The sequence below is a fragment of the Pontibacter fetidus genome (assembly GCF_010119545.1).
Taxonomy (GTDB): Bacteria; Bacteroidota; Bacteroidia; order Cytophagales; family Hymenobacteraceae; genus Pontibacter; species Pontibacter fetidus.
In genome coordinates this window covers 12,717-39,315 of the sequence record NZ_JAAEAA010000029.1, presented here as the reverse complement: position 1 = coordinate 39,315, position 26,599 = coordinate 12,717, and the positions used below count along the sequence as shown (strand labels likewise).

The window sequence follows — 26,599 nt, the reverse complement described above, 5'->3', positions numbered from 1 at the left end:
GGATTATAGGGGTGTTATTCAGGACCAAAAAGCCAATTGTTAGCCAGTTTTAAATTCACCCGCTAATACAAACACCCCTCTGCGCTCCCCTCAAGGGGAGAATTTGCTAGAACTTAACGGCCCTGCCCTTTGAAGGGGGCAGGGGGATGACCAGCAGCAACTATAGAACTACAAAGTCAACTACAGCAAAAGCAAAAACTCCCTCTCCTTTTTTAGGAGAGGGCTGGTGTGAGGTAAATCAAACTATAGCGCAACAAAAAACCTTCGCCGGGTTTTAGGCCTGGCGAAGGTTTTCTGGCAGTATTCGTTTTGTAAAGTTCTATTCCCGGCTATATTTCTTTAAACGGTTAAGTATAAGTAAAATTCTGCGGTTAATCTCTCGTTCTTCCACTGGCTTGCACTGCGCCGAAATATCGCATGGCGTCTGTAGTTTTTTCTCCAGGGCTTTCAGGTGGTCCAGATAGCACTCAAGGGTAGTGCAGGATACATTTTTTAAAGCGTCGTCGGGTGTATTGTTTGCAAGGCCGTTCTGTAAGTTTATAGCTTTGGCAATTTCTGCATTTATCAGCGTGGTTACGTCTGTACTTGTCGTAATTTCCTGCTGGTACACCTTCTTCTCAATGTTTCCCAATAAATTTTTGATGTCCAGTAATTCCATAGTGTCAATATCTAAGAGTAAAAAAATAAGTAATGCGTATGCTTCCTTGCTCCACAAGGTACGAGACCAGAGCATACCAGTTAAACCATAAAGGCATTGTTAATAATATGATCACATGTGTGCGCTGTTTTTAACAAGATCTTAACAGAAATGCGATGTGGGCGCACAGATAAAAGAACGGGTGCCATTGCTGAGGAAAAAAAGGCCCGCTCTATAAAAAGTTATACTTCTTAGATAACCGGAGTGTTGCGGTATTGTTGATAAAAATCTATGTTTCTAATAAAGTTTAAGGTAAGGTGTTGTTAATTAGTAAGTTAGTGTTATGGCGCAGGTTGCTGGCAGTTTATGCTGGTTTGCCTATTACGGTGCCTGGTCAAAAGCTGCTATCCGGCTCTAATAAAACTACCTGCAAAAGCTAAATGCAAGTTGCTGCTGCTTACCTTTGTGGTTTATACCCAGGATGCCAGGTATAGTACAATAGGTTTAAGAAGTAAATATGAAAGAGAAGAAGGGCCCGGAAACTATAAAACATGACCCCTACGCGGTGCTTAGGTTGCCTGAGTTCAGGCTATACATTTCGGCAAGGTTGTGCATTACGCTGGCCATGCAAATACAGGCCGTTATAGTTGGCTGGCAAATCTACGACATCACAAAAGACCCTTTCTCGCTCGGGTTGATCGGGCTTGCCGAAGCTATACCATCTATAGTTGTGTCGCTTTATGCTGGTTATTTAGCTGATATGGTGCCACGTAAAAAGATCATTATGGTAGTAGTTTCGGTACTGATGCTCTGTTCTGCGGCTTTGCTATACTTTACCCTGGCTATAAGTAATACAATTGCGCTGTTTGGGGTGTTGCCTATTTACGTGATCATATTTATAAGTGGTATTGCGCGTGGCTTTATGAACCCAGCCGTGTTTTCGTTTATGCCGCAACTGGTAACCGGCAAGCAACTATACGCAAACGCTATTACCTGGAGCAGCACTACCTGGCAGGCTGCGTCGCTGGTTGGCCCGGCCATAGGTGGGTTGGTATATGGGTTTTATGGCATTACAGCCGCTTATGCTACTGATGCTATACTTGTATTTCTCTCGCTGCTTTCTTTTGCGCTGATAGCAGCCAAGCCGTTACCGGAAAACATTAACCCTCAGAACCTGAAAGAAAGCCTGAAGTCGGGAATAAAGTTCGTGTTTGGCAACCAGGTTATACTGAATGCCATTTCGCTGGATATGTTTGCCGTATTGTTTGGCGGTGCTGTAGCGTTGCTGCCCATTTTTGCTTCCGATATCCTGAAAACAGGCCCACAGGGACTTGGATTTTTGCGTGCAGCCCCGGCAGTTGGCTCCGTAATTATGGCCGTCTGGATGGCATATTACCCGATAACGGTGCAGGCTGGTAAAAAAATGCTTTGGTGTGTGGCTGGTTTTGGTGTAAGCCTTATTTTGTTCGGAGTGTCTACCAATTTCTGGTTCTCGCTGGTGATGCTTATACTCAGTGGCGCTTTCGATAGCATCAGTGTCATCATCCGTTCTACGCTTATCCATACCCTTACCCCGGAGTATATGAAAGGTAGGGTATCATCGGTTAACAGTATTTTTGTAGGCTCCTCTAACGAGATCGGGGCATTCAGGGCCGGGGCCATGGCCAAGTTGCTGGGTGCAGTGCCTTCTGTAGTGCTGGGCGGACTGATAACCCTCGGTGTAGTAGGAGTAACTGCCTTAAAAGCGGACAAATTACGTAACCTGGATCTGGAGCCAACTACAGCTTAAGTTAAAAGCATAAAACACCAATGCCACCACAAAGCTGTGGTGGCATTGGTGTTTTATGAGCTGTTTACTTTTCAGCGTTTTGCTTTTCGGAAGTAGTGGCAGCTTTGTTGCTTTTGTGTGGGCGCCTGTTGCCGTAAGTGCCTTTGGCAATTTTACCTTTCCTGGATTTTTTATCTCCTTTTCCCATAAGTTGTTTGGTTAGTTTAGTTGATCTACCCTCATACGGATAAGGTATGGCCGCAGGTTATAACCTTTACTAACCCAGTTGTTTAAACTATAGTCTGTAGAGCTTACTCCAGCAAAATGCGTTGGTGTATTACCTGCCCATCTGTAGTTGCCGACAAAAAGTAGAGCCCTTTATACTTGCCTAGCTCGTTAAGTGGCAGCTCAAACAGGTGACTATCGCTGGTAACAGTTTTCGAATAAATTACCCGACCGGCCATGTCTTTTAGTTGTAACAGGGTTTTGCGGTCGGCTGCGTTAGTAAGCGCTATTTTGCAATCGCCGTTGCGGCAAGGATTTGGTACCATTGCTAGCTGTATGGCATCGCCGGCCTGCCATTTTATTGCCAGCGTTTTGGTGTAACTATAGGTATTGTCGTAATCAACCTGTTTCAGGCGGTAATAGTTTGTGCCGTTCTTTGGCAGCTTGTCGGTGTAGTTATAGGTTGCCGGTGTTGAGGTTGTGCCATGGCCTTGCTGCCTAGCTATACTTGTATACCTTTCGCCATCGGTGCTGCGCTCTATTTCAAAGTGGCTGTTGTTAAGTTCGCTGACAGTAGCCCATTCCAACGCTATACCACTTTCCGTTGCTTTGCCTTCAAACCTGGTAAGTTCTACGGGTAGAGGTGTGATTATGCCGCAATCCAATGATTCGTCGAAATATAAATCAACAACATCAGCGTCATTACCTCCAAGCCCAATCGTAACTTTTAAAAGCCCGTCCTTAAATGAACTCGCATTTACTTGAAAAGAAATGGTTTGAAGTTCAGCAGTAATTTCTCCGTCTGGGATTACGATAGGTCTGCCTTGCACTTGATTGATTGTTATATCAGAAACAACTCCACAGATATCCTGAAAAAATAATTCTACATCCAATTGGTCATTTTGTGGACCCCCTTCCTGGGGCGGACGAGGCGTTACACTTACATATCCTACTGCATAGCACTCATTGTCAGGGATATAAAAACAATCTCTCTGTCCTATTTGTGTAGGCTGTCCTAGAACTTTGAGTGGAATTAAAGCAAGCAAAAACAGGCAGGAAATTATAATTGGTAATGTAAACTTATTTTTCATAGCGTGGGTATTTTGGTTCAGTCTCACATAGCATCAGCTGCATACCCGGCAAAAAATGGGTAACAAAGTATAGTAGCCTTGCGGCGGGTGTGGCGCAAAGGCCGGGGTAGAGGGAGGTTGATTGCGCGTGCAGTCAGGTGGGCAAAAACCTGTTTTGGTACGTGCAGGCAGTAACGGCATTTGTAGTACAATTCCGGATACAGCCTGCGGCAGCCATACATATGCAGCGGCTATATACAAGTGTACGATTGCAATACTTTCCCGTTAAAACTATAATCATGTTTTTCAGGAAATTGAATGCAAATTTAGCTAACAGCCAGTTGGATAAGTGCTAGTGTATAATTGCAGAAAGCTAAACCTTTTTGTGCTTGCTGCTGTTACAAAAAGATGCTTTAGCCAAGTTTAACGCTGCATTTTTAAGAATAAGGCGCCAATTAAACTATAGGACAGCGCATACCAGATAAACTACTTCTAAAAGAAGGAGGGTATTTGTAACTTTACACAATTATATAAAGAAAGAAAAAGGCTTTGCAGCAGGTTTTTGCTGCCCTTAAAGTCGGTGCTACTATGGCAATAACTCCCAACTATAACCTCGACGAGTTAGACGCGCGTCAGAATATAATTATAAAAGGTGCACGGGTGCATAACCTTAAAAACCTAAGCGTAGCCCTGCCACGCAACCAATTTATAGTTGTTACAGGCCTTTCCGGTTCAGGTAAATCATCACTTGCTTTTGATACATTATATGCCGAAGGACAGCGCATGTACGTGGAAAGCTTAAGCTCGTATGCCCGCCAGTTCCTGGGTCGTATGGATAAACCGGATGTGGATTACATTAAAGGTATCAGCCCGGCCATCGCCATCGAGCAAAAAGTAAGTATAAAAAACAACCGGTCTACGGTAGGTACCAGCACAGAAATTTACGATTACCTGAAGCTGTTGTATGCACGCATCGGCAAAACTATTTCGCCCATTTCTGGGGAGGTAGTTAAGAAAGACACGGTAACAGATGTGGTGAACTTTATTTTCTCGCTGGAAGATGAAGCCCGTGTTATGATACTGGCACCGCTGCAGCAACAGAAAGACCGCACCTTGGCTAAAGAACTGGACCTGCTCTTACAGAAGGGATATTCCCGAATTTATGCCAACGGCGAAGTTTACTTTATTGAAGAACTGCTGGAGCAGAAAAATCCGAAGCTGGGCAAAGAAGTATACATCCTGATAGACCGCGCCGTTATTTACCAAGCCGACGAAGACCTGCAGTTTCGAATTGCCGACTCAGTGCAGACTGCTTTTTACGAAGGACATGGCGAGTGCCGCGTAAAGTATGGCGATGAGCAGGAGCGTGTTTTCTCAGATAAGTTTGAGCTGGACGGGATGGTATTTGAAGAGCCGTCAGTCAACTTCTTCAGTTTTAACAACCCATACGGTGCCTGCCAGACCTGCGAAGGTTTTGGTTCCGTGCTGGGCATTGACCCCGACCTGGTTATACCTGACAAAAGCCTGACCGTGTATGAAGGAGCCATCGCGCCCTGGCGTTCAGATAAAATGAACGAATGGCTGCAGCCACTGATAAAAAACGGTATCCGCTTCGATTTCCCGATCCATCGCCCTTACAACGAGCTTTCAGAAGCTGAACAGGAACTGCTCTGGACGGGTAATAAATATTTTGAAGGACTGAACGACTTTTTCAGGCACCTGCAAACCCAGACACATAAGATACAATACCGCGTAATGCTGTCGCGCTACCGTGGCCGCACCACCTGCCCCGATTGCAAAGGTTCGCGGTTACGTAAAGATGCCAGCTATGTAAAAGTAAATGGCAAAAGCATAACCGATTTGGTACTGATGCCGATCACGCAGGTGCTGCCTTTTTTCGAAACTATAGAACTTACGGAGCACGAACGCAGTGTGGCCGACAGACTTGTAACCGAAGTAACGAACCGCTTAGGTTATCTGCAACGTGTAGGCTTGGGGTATTTAACACTCAATAGATTATCTAATACACTTTCTGGTGGCGAGAGCCAGCGCATAAACCTGGCTACCTCGCTGGGCAGTGCATTGGTTGGGTCTATGTACATTCTGGATGAGCCAAGTATAGGCCTGCACCCGAAAGACTCTGAGCAATTGATAGGCGTATTGCGCACATTGCAGCAACTGGGCAACACCGTTATAGTTGTAGAGCACGAAGAAGAAATGATGCGCGCTGCTGACCAACTCATCGATATTGGACCGGAGGCAGGCTCGGGTGGCGGTAACCTGATGTTTCAGGGCACACTGGATGAGCTGACCAAACAAGGCGATACCTACACTGCCAAATACCTGAGTGGCCGCATGGAAGTGCCAGTCCCAAGCCAGCGCCGCAAATGGCGCAACGCTGTTGAGATTATTGGTGCCCGCGAGAACAACCTTAAAAACCTGAGCGTGAAGGTGCCGTTGGGTGTGATGACCGTAGTAACGGGGGTAAGTGGTTCAGGTAAATCAACGCTGATCAAAAAGATACTGGCCCCAGCCATGCAAAAGCTGCATGGCGCAACATCAGAGGCAACTGGTAAATTCGATAAACTGGCCGGCGACTATAACAAGATTAAGCATGTAGAATTTGTAGACCAGAATCCGATCGGTAAATCGTCGCGCTCTAACCCCGTAACGTATGTAAAGGCTTATGATGCAATCCGGACGTTGTACGCTGATCAGCACTTAGCTAAAGCACGTGGGTTTAAACCGTCGCACTTTTCGTTTAACATCGAAGGTGGTCGGTGCGAAGTTTGCCAGGGCGAGGGGCAGGTAAAGATAGAAATGCAGTTTATGGCTGATATCTACCTAACCTGCGAAAGCTGCCACGGGAATCGCTTTAAGCAGGATGTACTGGACATCAAGTACAAAGAGAAAAGTATAGCCGAAGTGCTGGACATGACCATTGCCGACAGCATCGACTTTTTTGCCGACCAGCCAAAGATCATTGAAAAAATGAAACCGCTGAATGATGTTGGATTGGGTTATATCCGGTTGGGTCAGTCGAGCAATACGTTGTCGGGTGGCGAGGCGCAACGTGTAAAACTGGCATCTTTCTTAACCAAAGGGGCACAGCCGCACCAGGAGGATATCTTGTTTATTTTCGATGAGCCAAGTACCGGCCTTCACTTTCATGACATCAGTAAACTGCTAACATCCATTAATGCATTGATAGAGAACGGTAACACCGTTGTCATCATCGAGCACAACATGGATATCATTAAATCCGCAGACTGGATTATAGACCTCGGCCCGGAAGGTGGTATAAACGGCGGGCACTTGTTATTTGAAGGTACCCCGGAAGACATGGCCAAACTGGAAGACAACCATACTGCCCGTTTCTTGAAGGATAAACTATAGTTGGAGCTATAAAATTTTGGAAGCCGCAGTAACGCTATAGTTGCTGCGGCTTTTTTGTTTGTCTGAATCAGGATTTATGAGATTAGGTTAGATTTTCAGAATTTGGCCTTTGCTATAGTTCAGGGTTATAGTTTTATAGTTGTACCCCTCCTGAAAACAGGAGAGGGTGTTCTTTGCTCATTATAAATTAATTGAGCTTTTTAGTCTGAAATTTTAGCTCCCTCCCCTGTTTTTAGGGGAGGGCAGGGTTGGGATAAACCATAAATTACTAACTTGCCGTAAAGCAGCGGAAGCTGATAAACCAACTATAATTTCATTATCAAACTATAAAACATGAGAAAACGAATTGTTGCCGGCAACTGGAAAATGAACAAGACCTATGAAGAAGCGCTGTCGCTTGTGTCGGAGATCGATAACATGGTGAAAGACGAAGTAACCGGTGATGTAACCGTGATCGTGGCACCACCTTTCCCGTTCCTGCAAAGCGTAGGCAAACTGACCCAAGGCAACGACCTGATGCATTTGGCAGCTCAGAACGTAAGCGAGCATGAAAGCGGTGCTTATACCGGTGAGGTGTCGGCAAGTATGCTGAAGTCGGTTGGTACGGAATATGTGATCATCGGCCACAGCGAGCGCCGCATGTACCACCACGAAGATGCCCAGACACTTTACAAAAAACTGAAAGCAACTATAGCACAGGGTTTAAGACCAATTTTCTGCTGCGGCGAACCTTTGGAAGAGCGCGATGCGGAGAACCACTTTGAGTATGTAGGCAAGCAACTACACGATAGCCTTTCTTACCTGAGCAATGAAGAGTTTGACCAGGTAGTGGTAGCCTATGAGCCGATCTGGGCGATTGGTACAGGCCGCACAGCCAGCAGCCAGCAGGCACAGGAAATGCACGCGTATATCCGTGAGCAGCTTTCTAAAATGTTTGATGCCGAAGCTGCTTTTAACTGTTCTATCCTGTATGGCGGTAGCTGTAACCCGGGCAATGCCAAAGAACTATTCTCGCAGCCTGATGTGGATGGAGGCCTGATTGGTGGGGCGTCACTTAAGTCCAGAGATTTTGCCGATATCATTAAATCGTTCTAAGAATTATATTTTTGAACCAGAAAGGCTGCCGATACATTGTGTTGGCAGCCTTTTTGTTGCCGTAAATCGTTATCTTTGAATAAAATGTGAACTATGCCTGTACTATTTACTTTCTGGCTGGCGCTTTTGCCTTTTTTTAAGACTGGTGCTTCTGCGCAGCCGGTAGGTAAGGACCATTGCCGCATATACGGTTCGGTGTACCTGGAGCGTGATGCCCGTTATAAAAACGATGCTGCCTACACGGTTTTCCTGGGCGAAGAAGAAGCCTTTGCCGATATGGTTGTATACCGCGAGAGCAACAAACTTTTTGCGGATGCTACGGCTGTTTGGTATCTTACACCTAACAAGGCATTTGCAGATCACATTTTGTACGTAACCGATAACCGTAACCTGGCCGATATAACCGTGCATTTTACCACAGTGCGCTCGTTTGCCACTTGCCGCGAATAACACATACCATGGATTTTATAGAAGTAACCTTAGAAGTAAACGCTGAATTTGCGGACATACTAACCGCCGAGCTGGGAGAGCTGGGCTTTGATGCCTTTGTGGAGAACGAAAATGGCTTTAGTGCTTACATTGACGAAGACAAGTATAACCAGCAGGCGCTGGAAGAAACTATAGCCCGCTACGCCGATATGGTGCAGCTGACCTATACTACAAAAAAAATAGCGCGCCAGAACTGGAACGAAGAATGGGAACGCAATTTCGAGCCGCTTTTTATAGGCGATCAGGTATCGGTGCGGGCATCGTTCCACGAGAAACCTGCTAACGCCAAGTACGATATCGTGATCAATCCGAAAATGTCGTTTGGTACGGGCCACCACGAAACCACCACGCTGATGATAGAAAACCAGCTGACCCTGGACCACCAGAACAAGCGCGTACTGGACATGGGTTGTGGTACAGGTATACTTGCTATAATGGCTGGCGAACTAGGGGCGAAAGAGATAGTAGCTGTTGAGATTGAAGACTGGACCGTAGAAAATGCCCGCGAAAATGCTGAACTGAATGGTTACGAAACTATAGATGTGCGTTTAGGCGGTGCTGAAACTATAGCCGGTGACCAACCATACGACATTATACTTGCCAACATCAACCGCAACGTTTTACTCGAAGATATGCCTGCTTATGTAGCTGTGTTGAAGCCGGAAGGCTACTTGCTACTGAGCGGATTTTATACCGAAGACCTCCCGATGCTGCAGGAGCGGGCTACCGAACTGGGGCTAACCTACCTGTCGCACCGCGTGAAAAACAACTGGGTTTCTGCGATCTTTAAAAACAGCTAACACTTATTAACCGGTACTGCTATGAGGTACAAACTTCTACCCTTTTTATTTTTACTGACATCCTTTGTAGCGCAGGCACAAAGCAAATTTTCTAACAAACCAGCCGAGTTTATTACCGAAGCCAAAAACCTGATGGTAGTTGGCAAAGTAGCAAATGCTGCCGAACTGAATGCCGGATTGGAAGAAATCTGGAACAGCGGCAAACTTACCGACAAGCAGAAAGAGCAGGTAGTCGAGATATCGCAGAAAATGTATCGTAAAAAGATGCGTTCTAACCCGCACTTCTCCGATTTTTATGCCATGCTGGTAGCCGGTGTAAACAAGCATAACCTGCGCAGTAGCAGCCTTACCAGTATGTTGGATGTAGTTGAAAAAACGATTGATAACGAAGACCTGGCCAATGCCGGTACTTTCCTGAATACAAGCAACCTATACTTAACTACAGGCCGCATTTTTCAGAAGACCAACTATAGACTATATGCCACGGGCGGTAATTTTAGTTTTGCTTACGAAGGGGTAACCAGTAAAAAAGAAGACGAGAAAGCCGAAAGCTCCAGCGAGTGGGATAATATCTCCTGGGACGATGAAGCCGGCTCCAGCTCCGAATCTGTAGACGACGGCTGGGGTACGCCGGTAGTAAAGCCTAAATCAGAAGCGCAGAAAAAAGAAGATGCTAAAAAAGCTGCCCAGCGCCGCAAGGATAACCTGAAGCAGCAGTTTATACCGGCACAGCCACAAGTATCGGGCCCAACCCTGAAGCTGGAAAACGTGGACATCGCCATTGCTACCAACTACGACTCTACTGCTATCCAGAAAACAAGTGGCCAACTGATGCTGGCCAAAGGCATTTTTGTGGGCGAAGGCGGTTCTTACGATTGGGAGGCAGGTGGCAGCGAGGCATCGGCTATACTTCGGAAGTATAATTTTGATACATCTTTTGCCGGCTTTAAAGCACCCGATGTTACGCTTACTTACAACGCTGTTTTAGCTGCTCCGGTAGAGGGGGCTTTTGAGTTCAGAAGCCAGAAGCGTGGTGCAAAAGGTGAAAAAATGTTTCCGCGTTTTGTGTCCTTTACCAACGATGCCCAGGTTAAAAGCTTAGGCGAAAAAATTAAATACAGAGGCGGGTTTGCGCTGGCCGGCGACCTGATCGGTAGCCGCGCTTTGGATGGCAGCCTTTCTGAGATCACGGTAGTGGATGGTGGCAAACGTAAATTCAGTTCGCGCGCGCTTAACTATACTTTAAATGACTCGGTTATAGTTGCATCGCAAGCAGCAGTTTCTATCTATCAGAAAGAGGATTCTATTTCGCATGTAGCTGTGCAGTTGAGCTATTCGAAACCTCAAAACCAACTTACACTTACCAAAGACAAAGGCCCTTTCAGTCGCACGCCTTTCTACGACACCTACCACGAAATGGAAATTGTAGCGGAGCGCGTTTTCTGGGATCTGAACACCCCGAACATCAACTTCTCGGTGCTTAATACCAAAACCATCATACCTGTGCAGCTCGAGTCTACGGAGTATTATTCCAATAACCGGTATCAGCAGTTGGTGGGTGTGGCCACCTTCCACCCGTTGCAGGCCTTGGTAGCTTATGCCCAGAAAGCTAAGAAAAACGAGTTTTATGCGGCCGATGTATCCAAGTATAACAAGATAAACGAGCAGGCTATCCGGCAGGGAGCGCATAACCTTTCCCGCGAAGGCTTCCTGGATTTTGATAACAGCACAGGCTACATCGCTCTGAAGAAAAAAGCATGGCTGTATGTAGAGGCCTCTAAAAAGAAACGCGACTACGACCATATCGTGATCCGTTCGGTAGTGCCATCGGGCCGCAACGCCACTCTGAACATGGATAATAACAAACTGGAAGTACGTGGGGTGGAAAGAATAACCTTTAACAACGATACAGCCAGCGTGTACATGGTGCCGGACAGCAGCATTGTTCGCATCCTGGATAACCGTAACATCGAGTTTGGTGGCCAGGTGTTTGCCAGCCGCCTAGCTTTTAAAGGCACCCAGTTCAAGTTCGATTACGACAAGTTCATGATCGATATGCAGAAACTGGACACGATAGCCCTGGTTACTAAAAAACGTAAATCATCCAAAGGCGAAGTATCGAACCAGGTACTGACCAGCCGCTCGGGTAACCTGACGGGTAAACTATACATCAACAAACCAGACAATAAATCGGGTAAAGAGTATTATGCCGAGTACCCGAAATTTGACGCCCCGGTTGGTGCCCAGGTAACGTTTAACAGGCCTGATGTGTTGGGTGGCGCTTACGACAGTACGGTATACTTCGATATGCCACCGTTTAAGTTGGATAGTTTGAGTTCGGGTAAAGGGGCGATCGGGTTTGATGGTACGTTCCATTCTGGCGGTATATTTCCGGATATCAAGACCAAACTGATTATGATGCCCGACGAAACGCTGGGCTTTTATTACCAGCCATCGGCAAAAGGCCTGCCGGCATTTGGAGGCAAAGGTATAGCTTACGATACCATTATGATGAGCTCGAAAGGTATACAAAGCAAAGGAACCCTGACCTACCTGACCGGTACTTTTGAAGCGCCTGAGTATACCTATTACATGGATGCTGTTAAAACCGATAAAGGGGCAAAGGCAACTATAAAAGAAGAGAAACTGAACGGCACCGAGTTTCCTGTGGCAGAGCTGAAAAATTTCAGCATGAACTGGCAGCCAAAAGTAGACTCGATGTACCTGCATACCAACAAAGAGCCGATGCAGATCTATAAAGAGAAGTATAAGTTTAAAGGCGTAGCCAAACTATCGCCGGGCGGTATGTATGGCAGCGGCGAGCTCGATAACCCGGTGGCCAACGTTACCTCGCCGGAGTTCTTGTTTAAGCAGCGTAGCTTCTCAGGTAACAACTCGCAGATGATTGCCAAGTCGGATGTGCAGGTGAGGCCCGCAATTAAAGCCCAGGGCGTGGAGTTTAACTACGACATGACTAAAGGTACCGTAGATTTTGGTATTGAAAAAGTAGGGGCGGCAAGTATAGAGTTCCCAAGGGCGCAGTATAAAACAAGTATGCGCAGTGCCCGCTGGGATTTTAACACCGAACGCATCACCCTTAAAGCCGACGAAAAAGGCGGCAAGAACTACTTTTACTCTATGCACCCTGAACAGGACTCGCTTAACTTTATGGCAGGCAGCGGCGTGTACGACCTGAAAAAGAATACGATACTTGCCGGTGGCGTGCCTTACATTGCCGTTGCCGATATGTATGTGCTGCCAGATAGTGGTAAAGTAGTAGTTTCTGCAGATGCCACCATTCGTACGTTGCGTAACTCCCGCGTGCTGGCCGACTCTGCGCAGCAATACCATAAGTTTTACAAAGGTAACATAGATGTAAAAGCCCGTAAATTATTGAGCGGTTCGGCATACTTAGATTACCTGAATGCGGCGCAGGATTCTTTCCGATTACATTTTACTGATTTTAAATTCGATAACCCACAGGGTAAGCGCAAACCGATCTACTCTTTTGCAACATCAACTATAGAAGAGAAAGACAAGTTTTATATTTTCCCGCGGATCATGTTTAGGGGAACGGCACTGATGCATGCTACCAAGCCATACCTCGATTTTGACGGCGAACTGAAACTTAACTTTACCGGTAACGAAGCCGACGCTGACTGGTTCTCTTATAAAAAAGACACCCTAAACCCGACTAACGTAAGAATTCCGATCCACAAAGCGAAAGCTGCCGATGGTACACCGCTCCATACTGGTATTCACGTGTCGGCGGCTACAGCCAAACTATACAACACCTTTGTATCTAAAAAACAGAATGAGGATGACCTAGACCTATTCCAGGTAGATGGTTCTATTTCTTACAACAAAGCCAACAAGGAGTTTAAAATTGAGCGGGATGAGCGTGCCAATTCCAACGCATACCAGGGCAACGTACTTAGCTATAGCGAGGCCACAAATGCGCTGCATTTCGAGGGTAAACTAAACCTGCTCAAATCGTCGCGCAACTTTAAGGTAGAAGCCTCCGGAAACGGGACGGCCAACGTAGACAGCAGCAGCTATAACCTGGATACCTTCCTGGCTTTTGATATGGAAATGCCGGAGCCAGCACTGGTAGCCATGGCCGAAAACCTGGAAGAAAATACGCAAAGTGCTCCTGAGGCGTTAGATGGCAGCGATGCAACATACTATAAGCTGGGCGAATTTATCGGCGACCGTGGTGTGCGTAACTATATAAGCAAGGCGGGTACCGAAGCTGTATCGCTGCCAAAACTGGATAAATCGCTTATCCGGAGCCTGATACTTAACAAAGTAGATCTGAAATGGTCGAATGAGCAGAAGGGCTGGTATAGTACAGGCAAAATAGGAGTGGCCAGTATTTTAAAGCAGGATATAAACGCCATGGTAGATGGTTACCTCGAAATTAAGCAGGACCTGAACGGCGAACCTACCCTGAACCTATACCTGCAGGCCGACCAGTATACCTGGTATTACTTCAGTTTCTTCGAGAATGGCCTTAACCTGGTAGCATCTAACGAGAAGTTTAACAAAGCTGTAAGAGCAAAGTCTAAACGTGGCCGTGGCACTACCACCAACTATGCTTTTTACCCGGGCGAGACCATGGATAAGAATATTTTCCTGGAGCACTTTAGTAAAAACTACCTGGATGGCAAAACCGGCTTTAAAGTTGTTACCCAACAACAGGAAATTGATACGACAGAAAGTATAGATGTAATTGACGAACAACCGAAAAAAGAGAAAAAGCGCAAAAAGAAAAAAGGCGAAGCCACAGAAGGTGAAGGAGAACCCGGACCTGGTAACCAGTAACTATAAATATAGCGTATACCATTTATCAGGTGTAAGACTTTAGATTTAAATTAAGATTTATCTATATTTGAGCTTCTAAAGGCCTCCACAGCTGCTAAACAGGGCAAAGTGGATACATCAGGCTTACTTAAAACAAGAACCAGACATTAATGGATATTTTATTAATAGCTATACTTTTCATAGCGGCATACCTTATCGGCTCTATCTGTACGGCAGTTTGGCTGGGTAAATGGTACTACGGTATCGATATCAGGCAACATGGCAGTGGTAACTCCGGGGCAACTAATACCTTCCGGGTGCTGGGCAAAAAGCCGGGAACTATAGTTATGCTCATCGATATTTTTAAAGGCTGGGCTGCTACGTCGCTGGCTGGTTTACTGGTAGTGTTTGGAGCCATACCTGCCGAAAAACTGATCATTTTCCAGTTGATAATGGGTATGCTGGCAGTAGTGGGGCACATCTTCCCGGTTTACGAAAAGTTTAAAGGCGGTAAAGGCGTTGCCACCTTGCTGGGTATGATGCTGGCCATACAAACCGATGTGGCGCTGCTGTGTATGGTAATATTTGTGATTGTGCTGTTTACGTCGCGTTATGTGTCGCTGGGGTCTATGATCGCGGCGCTGGCTTTCCCTATACTTCTGCTGTTGCCACGCTTTCATCCGGATAATCCGATCCTTATCGTTTTCGGGTTTATACTGTTTGCATTGGTTGTAATTACGCACCGTAAGAACATAAACCGACTGCTCGCCGGCGAAGAAAGCAAAGCCAATATTAACCTGAGCCGTAAAAAGTAAAGCAACTATAGCTGATGATCTTAAAATGCCACTCTGTACAGTAGGAGTGGCATTTTTTATTAACTTTAACCTAAACAAAATTAAAGCTGATGAATAACTATATCTCCGAGAACAAAGACCGCTTTTTAAACGAGCTGCTCGATATGCTCCGTATTCCGTCGGTTAGCGCTGACCCTAAGTTTAAGCAGGATGTGATACGCACGGCCGAGTTTGTAAAAGCCCGTTTGCAGGAAGCCGGCGCCGATAAAGTAGAACTATGCGAAACAGCCGGTTACCCGATTGTGTACGGCGAAAAGATCATTGACCCGAGTTTGCCAACGGTGTTGGTTTATGGCCACTACGATGTGCAGCCTGCCGACCCATACGAACTATGGAACTCGCCGCCATTTGAGCCGGTAATAAAAGACGGTAAAATTTACGCGCGCGGTGCCTGCGACGACAAAGGCCAGATGTACATGCACGTAAAGGCGTTTGAGGTGATGATGCAAAACAATGCGCTGCCATGTAACGTGAAGTTTATGATTGAAGGTGAGGAGGAAGTTGGCTCTGAAAACCTGGGCACGTTTGTGAAAAACAACAAAGACAAGCTGGCTGCTGATGTGATCCTGATATCAGATACCGGAATGCTGGCAAACGATACGCCATCTATTACAACGGGCCTGCGTGGCATGAGCTACATGGAGGTGGAAGTTACCGGCCCTAACCGCGACCTGCACTCCGGCTTATATGGTGGCGCTGTGGCAAACCCGATCAATATACTTTGCCAGATGATCGCATCGCTGCACGACGAAAACAACCACATAACGATACCGGGCTTTTACGATAACGTGACTGAACTGAGCCAGGAAGAACGTGCCGAGATGGCCCGCGCCCCATTTAGTCTGGACAAGTATAAAAAGGCACTTGACCTTAGCGATATACACGGCGAAGAAGGCTATACTACTATGGAACGCACTTCTATCCGACCGACACTGGACGTAAATGGCATTTGGGGTGGCTATACCGGCGAAGGCGCCAAAACAGTAATTCCATCTAAGGCATTTGCTAAGATCTCGATGCGTTTAGTGCCAAACCAGACATCAGCTGAGATAACAGAGAAGTTTACAAAGCATTTTGAAAGTATAGCTCCGGCCAGTGTAAAAGTATTGGTTAAGCCGCACCACGGTGGCGAACCGGTTGTTACGCCAACTGATTCGGTAGCTTACCAGGCAGCATCTAAAGCATACGAAGAAACTTTTGGCGTAAAACCTATACCTGTGCGCAGCGGCGGTTCTATTCCTATAGTTGCCATGTTTAAATCAGAGCTTGGTCTGGACTCTGTGTTGATGGGTTTTGGCCTGGATAGCGATGCGATACATTCGCCGAACGAGAATTTTGGTGTATTTAACTACATGAAGGGCATCGAAACCATTCCGCTGTTTTATAAATACTATGCCGAGATGAGCAAGTAACTATAGATTGATCTGAAATGAATAAAAAAACCCCGGCACTAAAGTAGCACCGGGGTTTTTTTTATTTAAGCTGCTTAAAGATAAGCAACTATAGTTTCGGAATTAACGGGCAGTTGGGATAGTTAAGCCCAGTGTAAACATGATCGTAGAGTGACGCGCATTTGTTACATCGCCATCAAAATTTACGTCCTTCTCTACGAAGTCGCTTAAGCTGCCATTGTAACGAACACCTAAGTTAACTGTGTTGCCTAACGCAAAACCAACTCCGGCGCCATAACCAAACTCAAACTCTTTTAAGCCTTCTTTATCTTTTTCATCACGCGAGCTGGATTGTAAGTTGCCGTCTAGGTAAGTTTTGGTTTCGTTGTTTACACTTAACAGGTACGATGCCTGCGGACCAGCCTCAAAATATAACGGTCCAGCTTTGATCTTCGCCATTACAGGCAGGTCCAGGTAGTTATAGTTTACTTTACCGGTGCGCTTATAGTTTACACCTCCAACTTCAAACTCCGTATCAGCATTTTTAAAGCCTTTCTGAGAGTAAAGCAGCTCCGGCTGTATCGAGAAGAAGTTATCAACTATACCAATGTTGTAGGTGATACCTCCATGGAAGCCCCACTTGTTCTCGAAGTTATCCTCGTTACGAAGGTCTCCGGATAAATTGGACAAATTTGCACCACCTCTGATACCTAAACCTGATTGTGCCTGGGTAGCTGTAGCGCCTGCAAGCAGCATCGCGCCTATAATAAATAGTTTTTTCATGGTCTTTCTGTTTTAGTTAATTGTACTGCTAACGAGCCATATACGGCACTTATGATATTTTAGCTTTCTGATTTTTCGATTTTAACTTATTTAAAACTCAACTGCCTGAAGCTTAACCTGAAAGATTTTTGCCGTAGCCAGTTATTTAGATTGCAATCTGAGAACCCATTTACAACAACAGTGCCAGAATATAGTTTTACCCTATATAGATTGCTTTTATATAGTATGTTTTTTTACTGCTGCTGCAAAAAGCAAAAAGCCCGGCGGGTGCCGGGCTCTTTCCATAGTTTTAAGTTGTACTAAGGCAATTCTTATCTGCTACCGAAGGCATAGCCAAGCGTAAGCATAAATACGTCATTATAAACTTCTGCATCCCCCTCGTCAAATAGTTTAGAGATGTCGCTGTTGTAACGCACTCCTACACTTACGCCAAGTGGTGTACCAATTCCAAGTCCGGCTACATAGCCTAAACCTGTTCTTCTATAGTCTGGCTGAATGATGGCATCATTGTCTACGTTATCGCCAACATTTACAGATAGCTGCGGTCCGGCTTCGAAATAAAGCAGGCCGGTGTTAACGCGTGCCAATACCGGGATATCTACATAATACAGGCGCAGATCATCTGTACCTTTAGCTCCTTTCATCGAGAAGAGTGCTTCCGGCTGCACCGAGAAAAAATTATCAGCTGAAACCGGAATGTTGGCCGTTAAGCCTGCGTGTGCACCAAAAATTCTGTCAGTATTTTCCGGGGCGTTATCTCCCCTGAAATCTGAATAGTTAGCGCCAACCCGCAAACCAAACCCGACCTGGGCCTGTGCTGCCATTGTTGTCGCAAAAGCAAAAACTAATAAGAGTAATTTTTTCATAGTGGTTATTCTACATTAGGGTATTACTACATCAGGCAATTGTGCCCGACGTTAGCCTATTACGCAGGGTTTGTAGAAAGGTATAGGAAATTAGATTTGATTTTAGGCAGGAGGGTAGCAATTTGGGCAGAAGTATTGCTGGCCTATAGCAACAAAACAGCGCAATACCTTAGTAAGATATTGCGCTGTATAACTTGTTTATAATAAATAGGTTGAGGATCTGCTTTTAAAGTTTAAGCTGCCCAGCCTTCGCGGTCTAAACTACGGTACTGAATGGCTTCGGCCAAATGCTCAATTTTTATTTCCGGTGAGTCGGCCAGGTCAGCTATCGTTCGGCTTACTTTAAGGATGCGGTCGTAGGCTCTTGCCGAAAGCCCCAGACGTTCCATGGCGGTTTTAAGTAATGTTCTGCCGGCATCATTTATCTTACAAATATCTTTTACCATTTGCGAGGGCATCATGGCGTTAGAGTGTATCTGCGGATAATCTTTAAAGCGGTCCTGCTGTACGGCCCTGGCTTTTACCACACGCTCGCGCACGGTAGTGCTGTCTTCTGATTTCCGGGTGGCAGTCATTTCATCAAACGTAACCGGCGTAACCTCAACATGCAGGTCAATGCGGTCCAGCAAAGGTCCGCTTACTTTATTTAAATAGCGTTGCACTATGCCCGGTCCGCAAACACAGTCCTTCTCCGGGTGGTTATAGAAGCCGCATGGGCATGGGTTCATGCTGGCCACCAGCATAAAGTTAGCCGGGAAATCTATCGTTGTTTTTGCCCTGGATATAGTTACACGTCGTTCTTCCAGCGGCTGACGCATTACTTCCAGCACCGTTCGCTTAAATTCTGGCAACTCATCCAGGAACAATACCCCGTTATGCGATAAAGAAATTTCGCCGGGCTGCGGTACGCCACCGCCACCAACAAGTGCTACATCAGAAATAGTATGGTGCGGCGAGCGGTAGGGGCGGGTTGTTAATAAAGACGAAGCCTCGCCCAGTTTGCCTGCTACTGAATGGATCTTGGTTGTCTCCAGGGCTTCGTGCATGGATAGCGGCGGCAGGATAGACGGCAGGCGTTTTGCCAGCATAGTTTTACCGGCACCCGGAGGCCCGATCATGATTAGGTTATGGCCACCTGCGGCTGCAATCTCCAGGGCGCGTTTTATATTTTCCTGGCCCTGCACATCGGCAAAGTCGGCTGCATACTGGTCTGCCTGGTTCTGGAACATTTCGCGGGTATTTACCACCATCGGTTCAATCTCCAGCCGGTTATCCAGAAAATCTATCGCCTCCTGTATCGTCCTGACTGGTATTACATCGAGGTTGTTAACTATAGCTGCTTCGTTGGCGTTCTGGGCCGGAAGTATAATTCCTTTAAAACCTTCTTTGCGGGCTTGTATGGCAATGGGTAAAACACCTTTAATCGGCCGTAACTCTCCATCCAACGACAACTCACCCATTATCATGTACTGCGAAACCTTGTCAGGAGCAATTTGGCCAGAGGCTGCCAGTATACCCATCGCTATAGTTAGGTCATAGGACGAGCCTTCTTTACGGATATCGGCAGGGGCCATGTTGATGACCACTTTCTGGCGGGGCATTTTATAGTGGTAATGCTTAAGCGCTGCTTCGATGCGCTGCTCGCCTTCTTTCACGGCATTATCGGGTAAACCAACCAGAAAATATTTTGTACCGGCGCTAACGCTTACTTCTACAGTTATAGTATAGGCATTTACGCCCTGCACGGCACTGCCAAATGTTTTGATGAGCATACTTTCTTTTTAGGAAGTATAAGTTGAGAATTATTTGAGCCGGAACACCGGGCTTCAGAAATAAATTCCGGTTTTAACTCTGATCAGGTAAAGATAATCAGTTGCTAAGCTTTTATAAGGATTGGTTATAGTTTAAAGTTTAAAATGGAAGAAGCCTGGCAGTTATCATCTAAAGTTGCGCTACTCCTTTAAGCGAACCATGTCAGGGTGAACAGGAAGGTACGAGTTGGTAACGTTCTCACCTTTTTGATGAATAGTAATAGCAACGCAACTACTGTCAGAGGTAGCTATTTCAAAGGCAATTCCTTTAGCTGTGTCGTCGTAAATATAAATTTGTTGCTGCATTGGGTTGCTATAGTAGGCGATAGGCTTTAAAGTATAATTTTGTCTGATGCTGGCAATGCGACTTCCGGGAGCTATGCTTTCGGGTGTTTTAAAGCTTGATGAGTTTACACGGATCTGTCGGGCAAGTAAATCTTCCGGGCCTCCGTCAAAATTCCGGGAGAAGTATACGGCCACATAGTTTTGTTTATGCCTGCCTTTGCCATACCAAAACGACAAGGCCTTGCCCATCGCGGCATCTCCACTGTCGGCTTTGCCCAAGGTATTGTTTATTTTTTCAGCTGTCTGGCCCAAACTTATTTGCCCTATGCGTTGTCCCGGCACTATCAGGAAACTGGGATCAATGTTAGGTTTCTCAACTATAGTTTTAGTTGTTGGAGTGTTTGTTGTATCTGGAGATGTGGTAGTGACTGGGGCGGGCTTATCGTTTTCCGGCGTTTTAGTGCTGTTATCGGAACAGGCCAGTATCGGAAGTAGAAGTAAGAATAAGAACAGCTGCCGCATGGTTAAAAAAATAAGGATAAACGCAACTATAGCTTAGCTGCTTTTATCCTTATACGTACCTTTGGTTAGTAGTTAAAACTTTACTGCTTACGTCAGCTGCTTTTCGAGCAGCAATATAAGTATGTGTATTACTTTGATGTGGATTTCCTGCACGCGATCGGCGTAGCCCATGTGCGGCACCCGGATCTCTACATCGCAGAGCGGCGCCAGTTTACCACCATCTTTGCCGGTAAGGCCAACTACTTTCATGCCTTTGGCTTTGGCTGCTTCGGCCGCTTTAATCACATTGCCGGAATTGCCACTGGTGCTAATCCCGAGCAACACATCATTGCTATTACCCAGTGCCTCTACATAGCGCGAAAACACAAAATCGTACCCATAGTCGTTGCCCACGCAGCTCATGTGGCTGGCATCAGATATAGAAATAGCGGGTAAGGCTTTGCGGTTGTCGCGGTAACGTCCTGTCAGTTCTTCGGCAAAGTGCATGGCGTCGCACATAGACCCACCGTTCCCGCACGAAATAATTTTGCCACCTGCTTTTATAGCATCGGCCATAACTATAGCTGCCTGTTCTATAGTTGCAATGTTGTTTTTATCAGCAATAAAGTTTGCAAGCGTTTGCTGGGCCTGCTCCAGTTCTGCCAGAATTGTTGTTGTCATGGTATGTTGTTAAACCGCAGCGGCCTCCAGGCGCTCTTCGGTTAAAGGTGTTCTGAAGTTATTGCTTCTGAATTCCTGGCGACGCTCATACAACTCAACTTTCAGGTCGTTTAACTTCAGTTGGGCGATATGGTTTTCGTAGCGCAGGTTGGCGGCATATAAACTACTAAGCACTACTTTTAATACCAGCATGCCAGCACCAACGCCGGCCAAAGCTTTGTATAATACTAAAATTTGTGCTTCGGTTCTTATACTCGTAAATATTGCACTCTCCGTAACTATAGCTGTCAGCACTAAGGCCAAAGTCAGGGCGAATGCCACCGCAACTATATTAAAAAGGGTATTAAGTATTCTCATGCTTTAGGGTGGTTTTAGGTATAACAACAAGTCTCACTAAATCTAAAAAAAGATATTGTTATTTTAAAATACCTGTTGCACGATTCATGCAAAAAGGCAATGTTATATGCCTGATTATACTATTATTCCGTTATTGCACCAATTGCATCTGGGTTAATTTAGCATATAAGCCGCTGGTTAGTAATAGTTGGTCGTGCGTGCCGCGCTCTACTACTTTGCCTTTCTGTAATACCAATATTTCATCAGCATGCTGAATGGTACTTAATCGGTGTGCGATAACGATAGAAGTGCGGTTGCGCATTAGGTTGGTTAATGCCTCCTGTACCAATTTCTCCGATTCTGTATCCAATGCCGATGTAGCTTCATCCAGAATAAGTATTGCCGGGTTTTTAAGTATAGCCCGTGCTATGTTAAGTCGCTGGCGCTGCCCACCCGATAACCTGCTGCCCCTGTCGCCGATCATGGTCTGGTAACCGTTTGGCGTTTCCATGATAAACTCGTGCGCATTAGCTACTTTGGCTGCTGCAATTACTTCTTCTTCGGTGGCGTCGGTTTTGTTAAAGGCAATGTTGTTGAAGATGGTATCGTTAAAGAGGATAGACTCCTGGGTTACAATACCCATATGGCTGCGCAGGTCTTGCAACTTCACATCCCGGATATCTTTTCCGTCAATCAATATCTGCCCACCAACTACGTCATAAAAGCGTGGCAACAGGTCAACTATAGTTGATTTACCCGAACCCGACGGACCAACCAGTGCAATGATCTTTCCTTTATCCAGCGAGAACGACACCCCATCCAGCACTTTGTCATCGCCATAGTTGAACTCTACATTTCGGTACTCCACGCTTTCGTTAAACTCCGGTACAGGTATCGCATTCTGTTTTTCTTTTATTTCTATCGGATGATCGATGATGCCCAACACACGCTCGCCCGACGCAATACCACGCTGTATACTTGTAAAAGCATTGGAGATATTTTTGGCAGGCACCAGTATCTGGGAATAAAGTATAATGTAAGTCAGGAACTCGGATGCACTCAGGTCAGAGCGGTTTTCGAGCACCAGCTGGCCACCGTATAAAAGGATGCCTGCAACTACCGTTACACCCAAAAATTCTGAAACCGGAGAGGCCAGCTCTTTTTTGTTGAATACTGACTTTAATACCTTGCGGTACATATTATTCTCCTTGTCAAACTTTTCCTGCACGTAAGCTTCGGCGTTAAAACCTTTCACGATGCGGTTACCGGAAATAGTTTCTTCCATCGCGCTCAGGATATTGCCCAGCAAGGCCTGTCCACGCTTGGCATCGCGGCGCAGTTTTTTAGAGATAGTGGCAATCACAAAACCGGAAACAGGCAGTACCAGCATCGTAAACAAAGTCAGCTCCACCGACATCATAAACAGCAACACTACATAACCTACCAGCATCAGCGGCTCCCGGAACACCACCTGCACCGAGCTAACTATAGATGATTCGATCTCTATCACGTCGCTGGAAAGGCTGGAAAGCAGGTCTCCTTTGCGGCGCTTGTTAAAGAAATCGATATCCAACTGGGTCATTTTCTCGAACAGCGCATGGCGCACATTGCGCACTACGGCAGTTCGCATATCCGTCATCACACGCTGCGACAGATACTTAAACAGGTTAGCCAGGAAAACCGATACCAGTATAATGCCGCAAACAAACTGCAGGGCTCCTTTTGCGCCATATTCAAAGCGGATACTATAGAACCAGTAATCAAAAAGCTGTTTAAAGTAATCTATATTAAGGGCAAATGTTGGCTCTACGGGCTGCTTGGCCGGAGCGGTATCGAACAGCACATTTAGCAGCGGAATAAGCAGCGTGAAATTTAAAAGGCCGAAAACAACTGCAAGCAACGCCAAAATTGCATACGATGGTACGTAACGGCTATATGGTTTTGCAAATGCAAGTAATCTGAAAAAAATCTTCATCAGGGATTAATAAAAAACGGCCGCAAGTTACTAATTAATTAGCGTTTAGCCCACGGTTTATACTTTCAGCCCATGTATATCAGCCGGTTTTACTACTTTTGCACTCCAGATTAACTATAACCAGGCATTTATGATAAGTATCATCGTGGCGGTGCATAACCAGTTAGCCATTAACAAGATTTTTGTGGAGCACCTGCAAAAGTATACTTACCATACTTACGAGCTGATTATAGTTGACAACAACTCTACTGATGGCAGCCGCGAGTATTATAAAAGTATAGGTGCCACCGTAATCGAAAACAGCCAGAATTTTTCGTACCCTTATTGCCAGAACCAGGGCATCAGAGCTGCCAAGTATGATGTGTTCGCTTTTCTGAACAACGATATTATAGTTGCCCCGCACTGGGATAAAAAGCTATTGGAGGCAATGGATGCACACGGCCTGGAGATCGCCACGCCCGCTGGCATAGAGCGAGCCGAAACACCAAAAGCAACTCGCAAACTGCACCGCCGCTGGAAAGCCATTAAAAACTTTGTAGGATACGTTGCCAAAAACGATTTCACGTTCAGGCTAATGGTAAAACTGATGTATGGCAACTGGGAGAAGTTTAATGAAAAGCGCTACGCAAATTATGGCACCGATGTGATTGAGGGCTTTTTAGGTAACTCCGTAATAATGAAGCGCAGCGCTTTGGATAAAGTAGGTTTTTGGGATGAGCGCATACAAGCTGCCGACTGGGATTTATACTTCCGGAGCAAAAAGCGAAGTATAGATTATGGAGATATAAAGCCGGTCCATGTAGCGCTGGGCGTTTTCAATCATCACTTCATCCGGATAACCTTAGGGTCGAATATAAAAAAGGAACCGGTTTTTGCAGATGCAGCTAATATAATTCCTCTTAAGGATAAATGGACAGATAAGGAACGGGAAATCTTACAGAAAGACCTCCCTCGATAAGCAAAACGGCTATACCTGCTAAAACAAGTATAGCCGTTTTTGTTTCTATAGTTGATCTTAAAACTCGTGAAGTCGCTGCGGAATATTCCAGCGGAAAGCTACGGATGATAAGGTGGTATTCAGATCCATACTGTTAATTTCTGCGTCCGTTCTTCGGATTATCTGCTTCAGATCAACAAATACATTGTGGCGTAGCTGGAAACTGGCAGTCAGGTCTAAGTGTAGTTGGTTAGTAGTATTGCCTTGCGCTATTTTGTGGCCGTAGTCGGTTGGGCGTAAAGTGTAAGGCAGGTTTACGTTGCCACCCCAGTTTATAGTATCCGTCGCCGAATATTCGTCTTGCCCAAACTTGGTATAGATAGCTTTGCCCGTAAGGTTTAACCTTGGCAAGGGCTGGTAGCGCACAACCCCGATCAGTTCGTACAGGTTTGCTCCGGTTGGGTGCGCCAGCGGTTGGTTAAAGTGCTGCAGGTTTCTATAGTTGTCGAGATGCTGATAGGTATATGGCCTGATGATGTTTAGCTCGCCCTGCAAGTCCAGGTTATTTACGCCAAGAGCATTAATGTATTTCGCTCCGATCTGTCCGGCCTGTTTGTTAGCCCACCAGCCATTGCCTGCTTTTACTTCGTTCAACAAAAACTCATCCAGCATCAATTGTCCATATAGTTGCACGCGGTTCCAGATATTCCACCTAAAATCAGCTGCCAAAGTTACGTTGTCTTCGCTACCAATAGCCTGTTCTATACTTCTATAAAAAATAATCGGGTTGAGGTACTGCAATTCAAAACGACCTTTTCTTCTTCCAAAAATTACTGTTTCCGAAATGCCCAAATCAAAGTTGTCAGTTACCTGCACGACCAGGCGATGAAAAGCCATGTACTTTTTATCAAACAACACATCCTGCGACAGGCGTCTGTACTTGGCAGTAAGTTCCTGGAACAGGTTCATATAGTGGATGCGCCAGACCTGGGTATTCAGTTTAAGGAAGAAAGACGGCGGTGCATAATCGGAGTAAATAAGCGAGCGGTAGCCGTTGCCAATAAAATGGCGGTCGTGGCCCAGCTGTATCTCCACATGTTTGGTCAGGTTATAGTTCAGGTAGCCACGGGCATTCAAAAAATCGTAGCCATCGCCTTTAAAACGCTTCCACCATCCCTCGTGTGGCACTACATTTTCCTGTACGATGCGCCTGTTCACATACTCCGGAAACTTAACCTGCGTCTCCGCTATAAATGTGTAAAAACTTAACCTGTCATCAATTACGCCTTCTACCTGTACGCCCCGTGTGTTGGTGTATCGTATGCCATCCGACTGGTTATCTTTGCCAAGCTCCAGGTGCAATACAGGGCTTACACGTAATGTAAAATCTCGGCCCTCGTAGTGGTAAAGGTCGGTCTGGTTCTCGTAAAACCTGTTAAATATAGGACGTGCGCTGGTGTTGTTTTCCTGGGTGGTGTAATTCCAGTTGTCGTTCAGCAGGTAATCAGTATTAAACTTATCTACAGTGGTCTGGGTATTTCTAGCGCTGATCTCGGCCAGCTCTGCTACATCTTTTCTACCATAAGGGCGCACGGCAGGGTGCAAACCTTGTTGCTGATTACCGTTCGGCTCATTTCCATACAAAATCTGGTAGCGGTCTATCAGTCTGTAAATATCCGGGTCGTAAGGTACGTAGGTGTCCTGGGCTTGCAGGGTTGTGCTACTGGCTAAGCCAAGCAGCATCAATAGCAAACATGCGATGTGTTTCATGTTTTATCGGTAGAGGTACGTGTAAAGATGCAATATCTTGAAAGCCGAATTTACTGCTTTTGTATGATTTTGTTCTGTTATGATAGAAAATATACAGGATTGGCCTGCGCCGTCGTTTATAGTTAA

At 45.8% G+C, this 26,599-nt stretch carries 20 protein-coding genes; 9 read left to right on the top strand and 11 right to left on the bottom strand.

From position 1 onward, the window contains the following. Positions 1 to 319: 319 nt before the first annotated feature. Positions 320 to 658, bottom strand: coding sequence for a hypothetical protein (locus GWO68_RS16670; RefSeq protein ID WP_162347608.1), 339 nt, complete (start codon positions 656 to 658; stop codon positions 320 to 322). Positions 659 to 1,154: 496 nt separating this feature from the next. Between GWO68_RS16670 and GWO68_RS16665 the strand changes: the two genes are divergently transcribed. Continuing rightward, positions 1,155 to 2,426, top strand: a complete 1,272-nt coding sequence (locus tag GWO68_RS16665; protein WP_162347607.1) for an MFS transporter — start codon at positions 1,155 to 1,157, stop codon at positions 2,424 to 2,426. A 64-nt stretch (positions 2,427 to 2,490) separates the two neighbouring features. Here the strand turns inward: GWO68_RS16665 and GWO68_RS16660 are convergent, their stop codons facing one another. Beyond that, positions 2,491 to 2,613, bottom strand: coding sequence for a 30S ribosomal protein THX (locus GWO68_RS16660; RefSeq protein WP_162347606.1), 123 nt, complete (start codon positions 2,611 to 2,613; stop codon positions 2,491 to 2,493). Between the two features lie 103 nt (positions 2,614 to 2,716). After that, the gene (locus tag GWO68_RS16655; RefSeq protein ID WP_162347605.1) at positions 2,717 to 3,523 is read right to left on the bottom strand and encodes a T9SS type A sorting domain-containing protein; all 807 of its coding nucleotides are present in this window, start codon (positions 3,521 to 3,523) and stop codon (positions 2,717 to 2,719) included. A 765-nt stretch (positions 3,524 to 4,288) separates the two neighbouring features. Between GWO68_RS16655 and uvrA the strand changes: the two genes are divergently transcribed. The 7 genes from uvrA to GWO68_RS16620 all read left to right on the top strand — a co-directional run bounded on the left by uvrA (position 4,289) and on the right by GWO68_RS16620 (position 16,549). Continuing rightward, a complete protein-coding gene (gene uvrA, locus GWO68_RS16650) occupies positions 4,289 to 7,096 on the top strand; it encodes an excinuclease ABC subunit UvrA (protein ID WP_162347604.1) in 2,808 nt (935 codons plus the stop codon). Positions 7,097 to 7,429: 333 nt separating this feature from the next. Then, positions 7,430 to 8,191: a triose-phosphate isomerase gene (gene tpiA, locus GWO68_RS16645; protein ID WP_162347603.1), complete on the top strand. Its 762-nt coding sequence runs from the start codon at positions 7,430 to 7,432 to the stop codon at positions 8,189 to 8,191. Positions 8,192 to 8,284: 93 nt separating this feature from the next. After that, on the top strand, positions 8,285 to 8,641 hold the full coding sequence (locus GWO68_RS16640; RefSeq protein WP_202923793.1) for a DUF6150 family protein: 357 nt from the start codon (positions 8,285 to 8,287) through the stop codon (positions 8,639 to 8,641). A gap of 8 nt (positions 8,642 to 8,649) precedes the next feature. Continuing rightward, complete coding sequence (gene prmA / locus GWO68_RS16635; RefSeq protein ID WP_162347602.1) at positions 8,650 to 9,480, top strand: 50S ribosomal protein L11 methyltransferase; 831 nt, start codon at positions 8,650 to 8,652, stop codon at positions 9,478 to 9,480. A gap of 21 nt (positions 9,481 to 9,501) precedes the next feature. Further along, a complete protein-coding gene (locus tag GWO68_RS16630; protein WP_162347601.1) occupies positions 9,502 to 14,304 on the top strand; it encodes a hypothetical protein in 4,803 nt (1,600 codons plus the stop codon). A gap of 149 nt (positions 14,305 to 14,453) precedes the next feature. After that, positions 14,454 to 15,098: a glycerol-3-phosphate 1-O-acyltransferase PlsY gene (plsY, locus tag GWO68_RS16625; protein ID WP_162347600.1), complete on the top strand. Its 645-nt coding sequence runs from the start codon at positions 14,454 to 14,456 to the stop codon at positions 15,096 to 15,098. Between the two features lie 89 nt (positions 15,099 to 15,187). Then, positions 15,188 to 16,549: a dipeptidase gene (locus GWO68_RS16620; protein ID WP_162347599.1), complete on the top strand. Its 1,362-nt coding sequence runs from the start codon at positions 15,188 to 15,190 to the stop codon at positions 16,547 to 16,549. Positions 16,550 to 16,651: 102 nt separating this feature from the next. On the opposite strand, the gene GWO68_RS16615 is transcribed toward GWO68_RS16620, so the two are convergent. From GWO68_RS16615 to GWO68_RS16585, 7 genes are all read right to left on the bottom strand, one after another. After that, the gene (locus GWO68_RS16615) at positions 16,652 to 17,311 is read right to left on the bottom strand and encodes a porin family protein (protein ID WP_235942111.1); all 660 of its coding nucleotides are present in this window, start codon (positions 17,309 to 17,311) and stop codon (positions 16,652 to 16,654) included. A gap of 311 nt (positions 17,312 to 17,622) precedes the next feature. Continuing rightward, the gene (locus tag GWO68_RS16610; protein ID WP_162347598.1) at positions 17,623 to 18,177 is read right to left on the bottom strand and encodes a porin family protein; all 555 of its coding nucleotides are present in this window, start codon (positions 18,175 to 18,177) and stop codon (positions 17,623 to 17,625) included. A gap of 233 nt (positions 18,178 to 18,410) precedes the next feature. After that, positions 18,411 to 19,949, bottom strand: coding sequence for a YifB family Mg chelatase-like AAA ATPase (locus GWO68_RS16605; RefSeq protein ID WP_162347597.1), 1,539 nt, complete (start codon positions 19,947 to 19,949; stop codon positions 18,411 to 18,413). Positions 19,950 to 20,129: 180 nt separating this feature from the next. Then, positions 20,130 to 20,795, bottom strand: coding sequence for a hypothetical protein (locus tag GWO68_RS16600; protein ID WP_162347596.1), 666 nt, complete (start codon positions 20,793 to 20,795; stop codon positions 20,130 to 20,132). Between the two features lie 87 nt (positions 20,796 to 20,882). Next, complete coding sequence (lpcA, locus tag GWO68_RS16595; RefSeq protein ID WP_162347595.1) at positions 20,883 to 21,455, bottom strand: D-sedoheptulose 7-phosphate isomerase; 573 nt, start codon at positions 21,453 to 21,455, stop codon at positions 20,883 to 20,885. A gap of 9 nt (positions 21,456 to 21,464) precedes the next feature. Next, positions 21,465 to 21,812 carry a hypothetical protein gene (locus tag GWO68_RS16590; RefSeq protein ID WP_162347594.1) on the bottom strand — a complete coding sequence of 116 codons (348 nt, stop codon included), beginning with the start codon at positions 21,810 to 21,812 and terminating at the stop codon, positions 21,465 to 21,467. 130 nt (positions 21,813 to 21,942) lie between these two features. Then, positions 21,943 to 23,766 (bottom strand): ABC transporter ATP-binding protein, encoded by a 1,824-nt coding sequence (locus GWO68_RS16585; RefSeq protein ID WP_162347593.1) that lies wholly within the window; start codon positions 23,764 to 23,766, stop codon positions 21,943 to 21,945. A 130-nt stretch (positions 23,767 to 23,896) separates the two neighbouring features. Between GWO68_RS16585 and GWO68_RS16580 the strand changes: the two genes are divergently transcribed. Then, positions 23,897 to 24,724 (top strand): glycosyltransferase family 2 protein, encoded by an 828-nt coding sequence (locus GWO68_RS16580; protein ID WP_162347592.1) that lies wholly within the window; start codon positions 23,897 to 23,899, stop codon positions 24,722 to 24,724. Positions 24,725 to 24,781: 57 nt separating this feature from the next. Here GWO68_RS16580 and GWO68_RS16575 read toward each other — a convergent pair whose 3' ends face one another. Next, positions 24,782 to 26,473, bottom strand: coding sequence for a hypothetical protein (locus GWO68_RS16575; protein WP_162347591.1), 1,692 nt, complete (start codon positions 26,471 to 26,473; stop codon positions 24,782 to 24,784). Between the last annotated feature and the right edge of the window lie 126 nt (positions 26,474 to 26,599).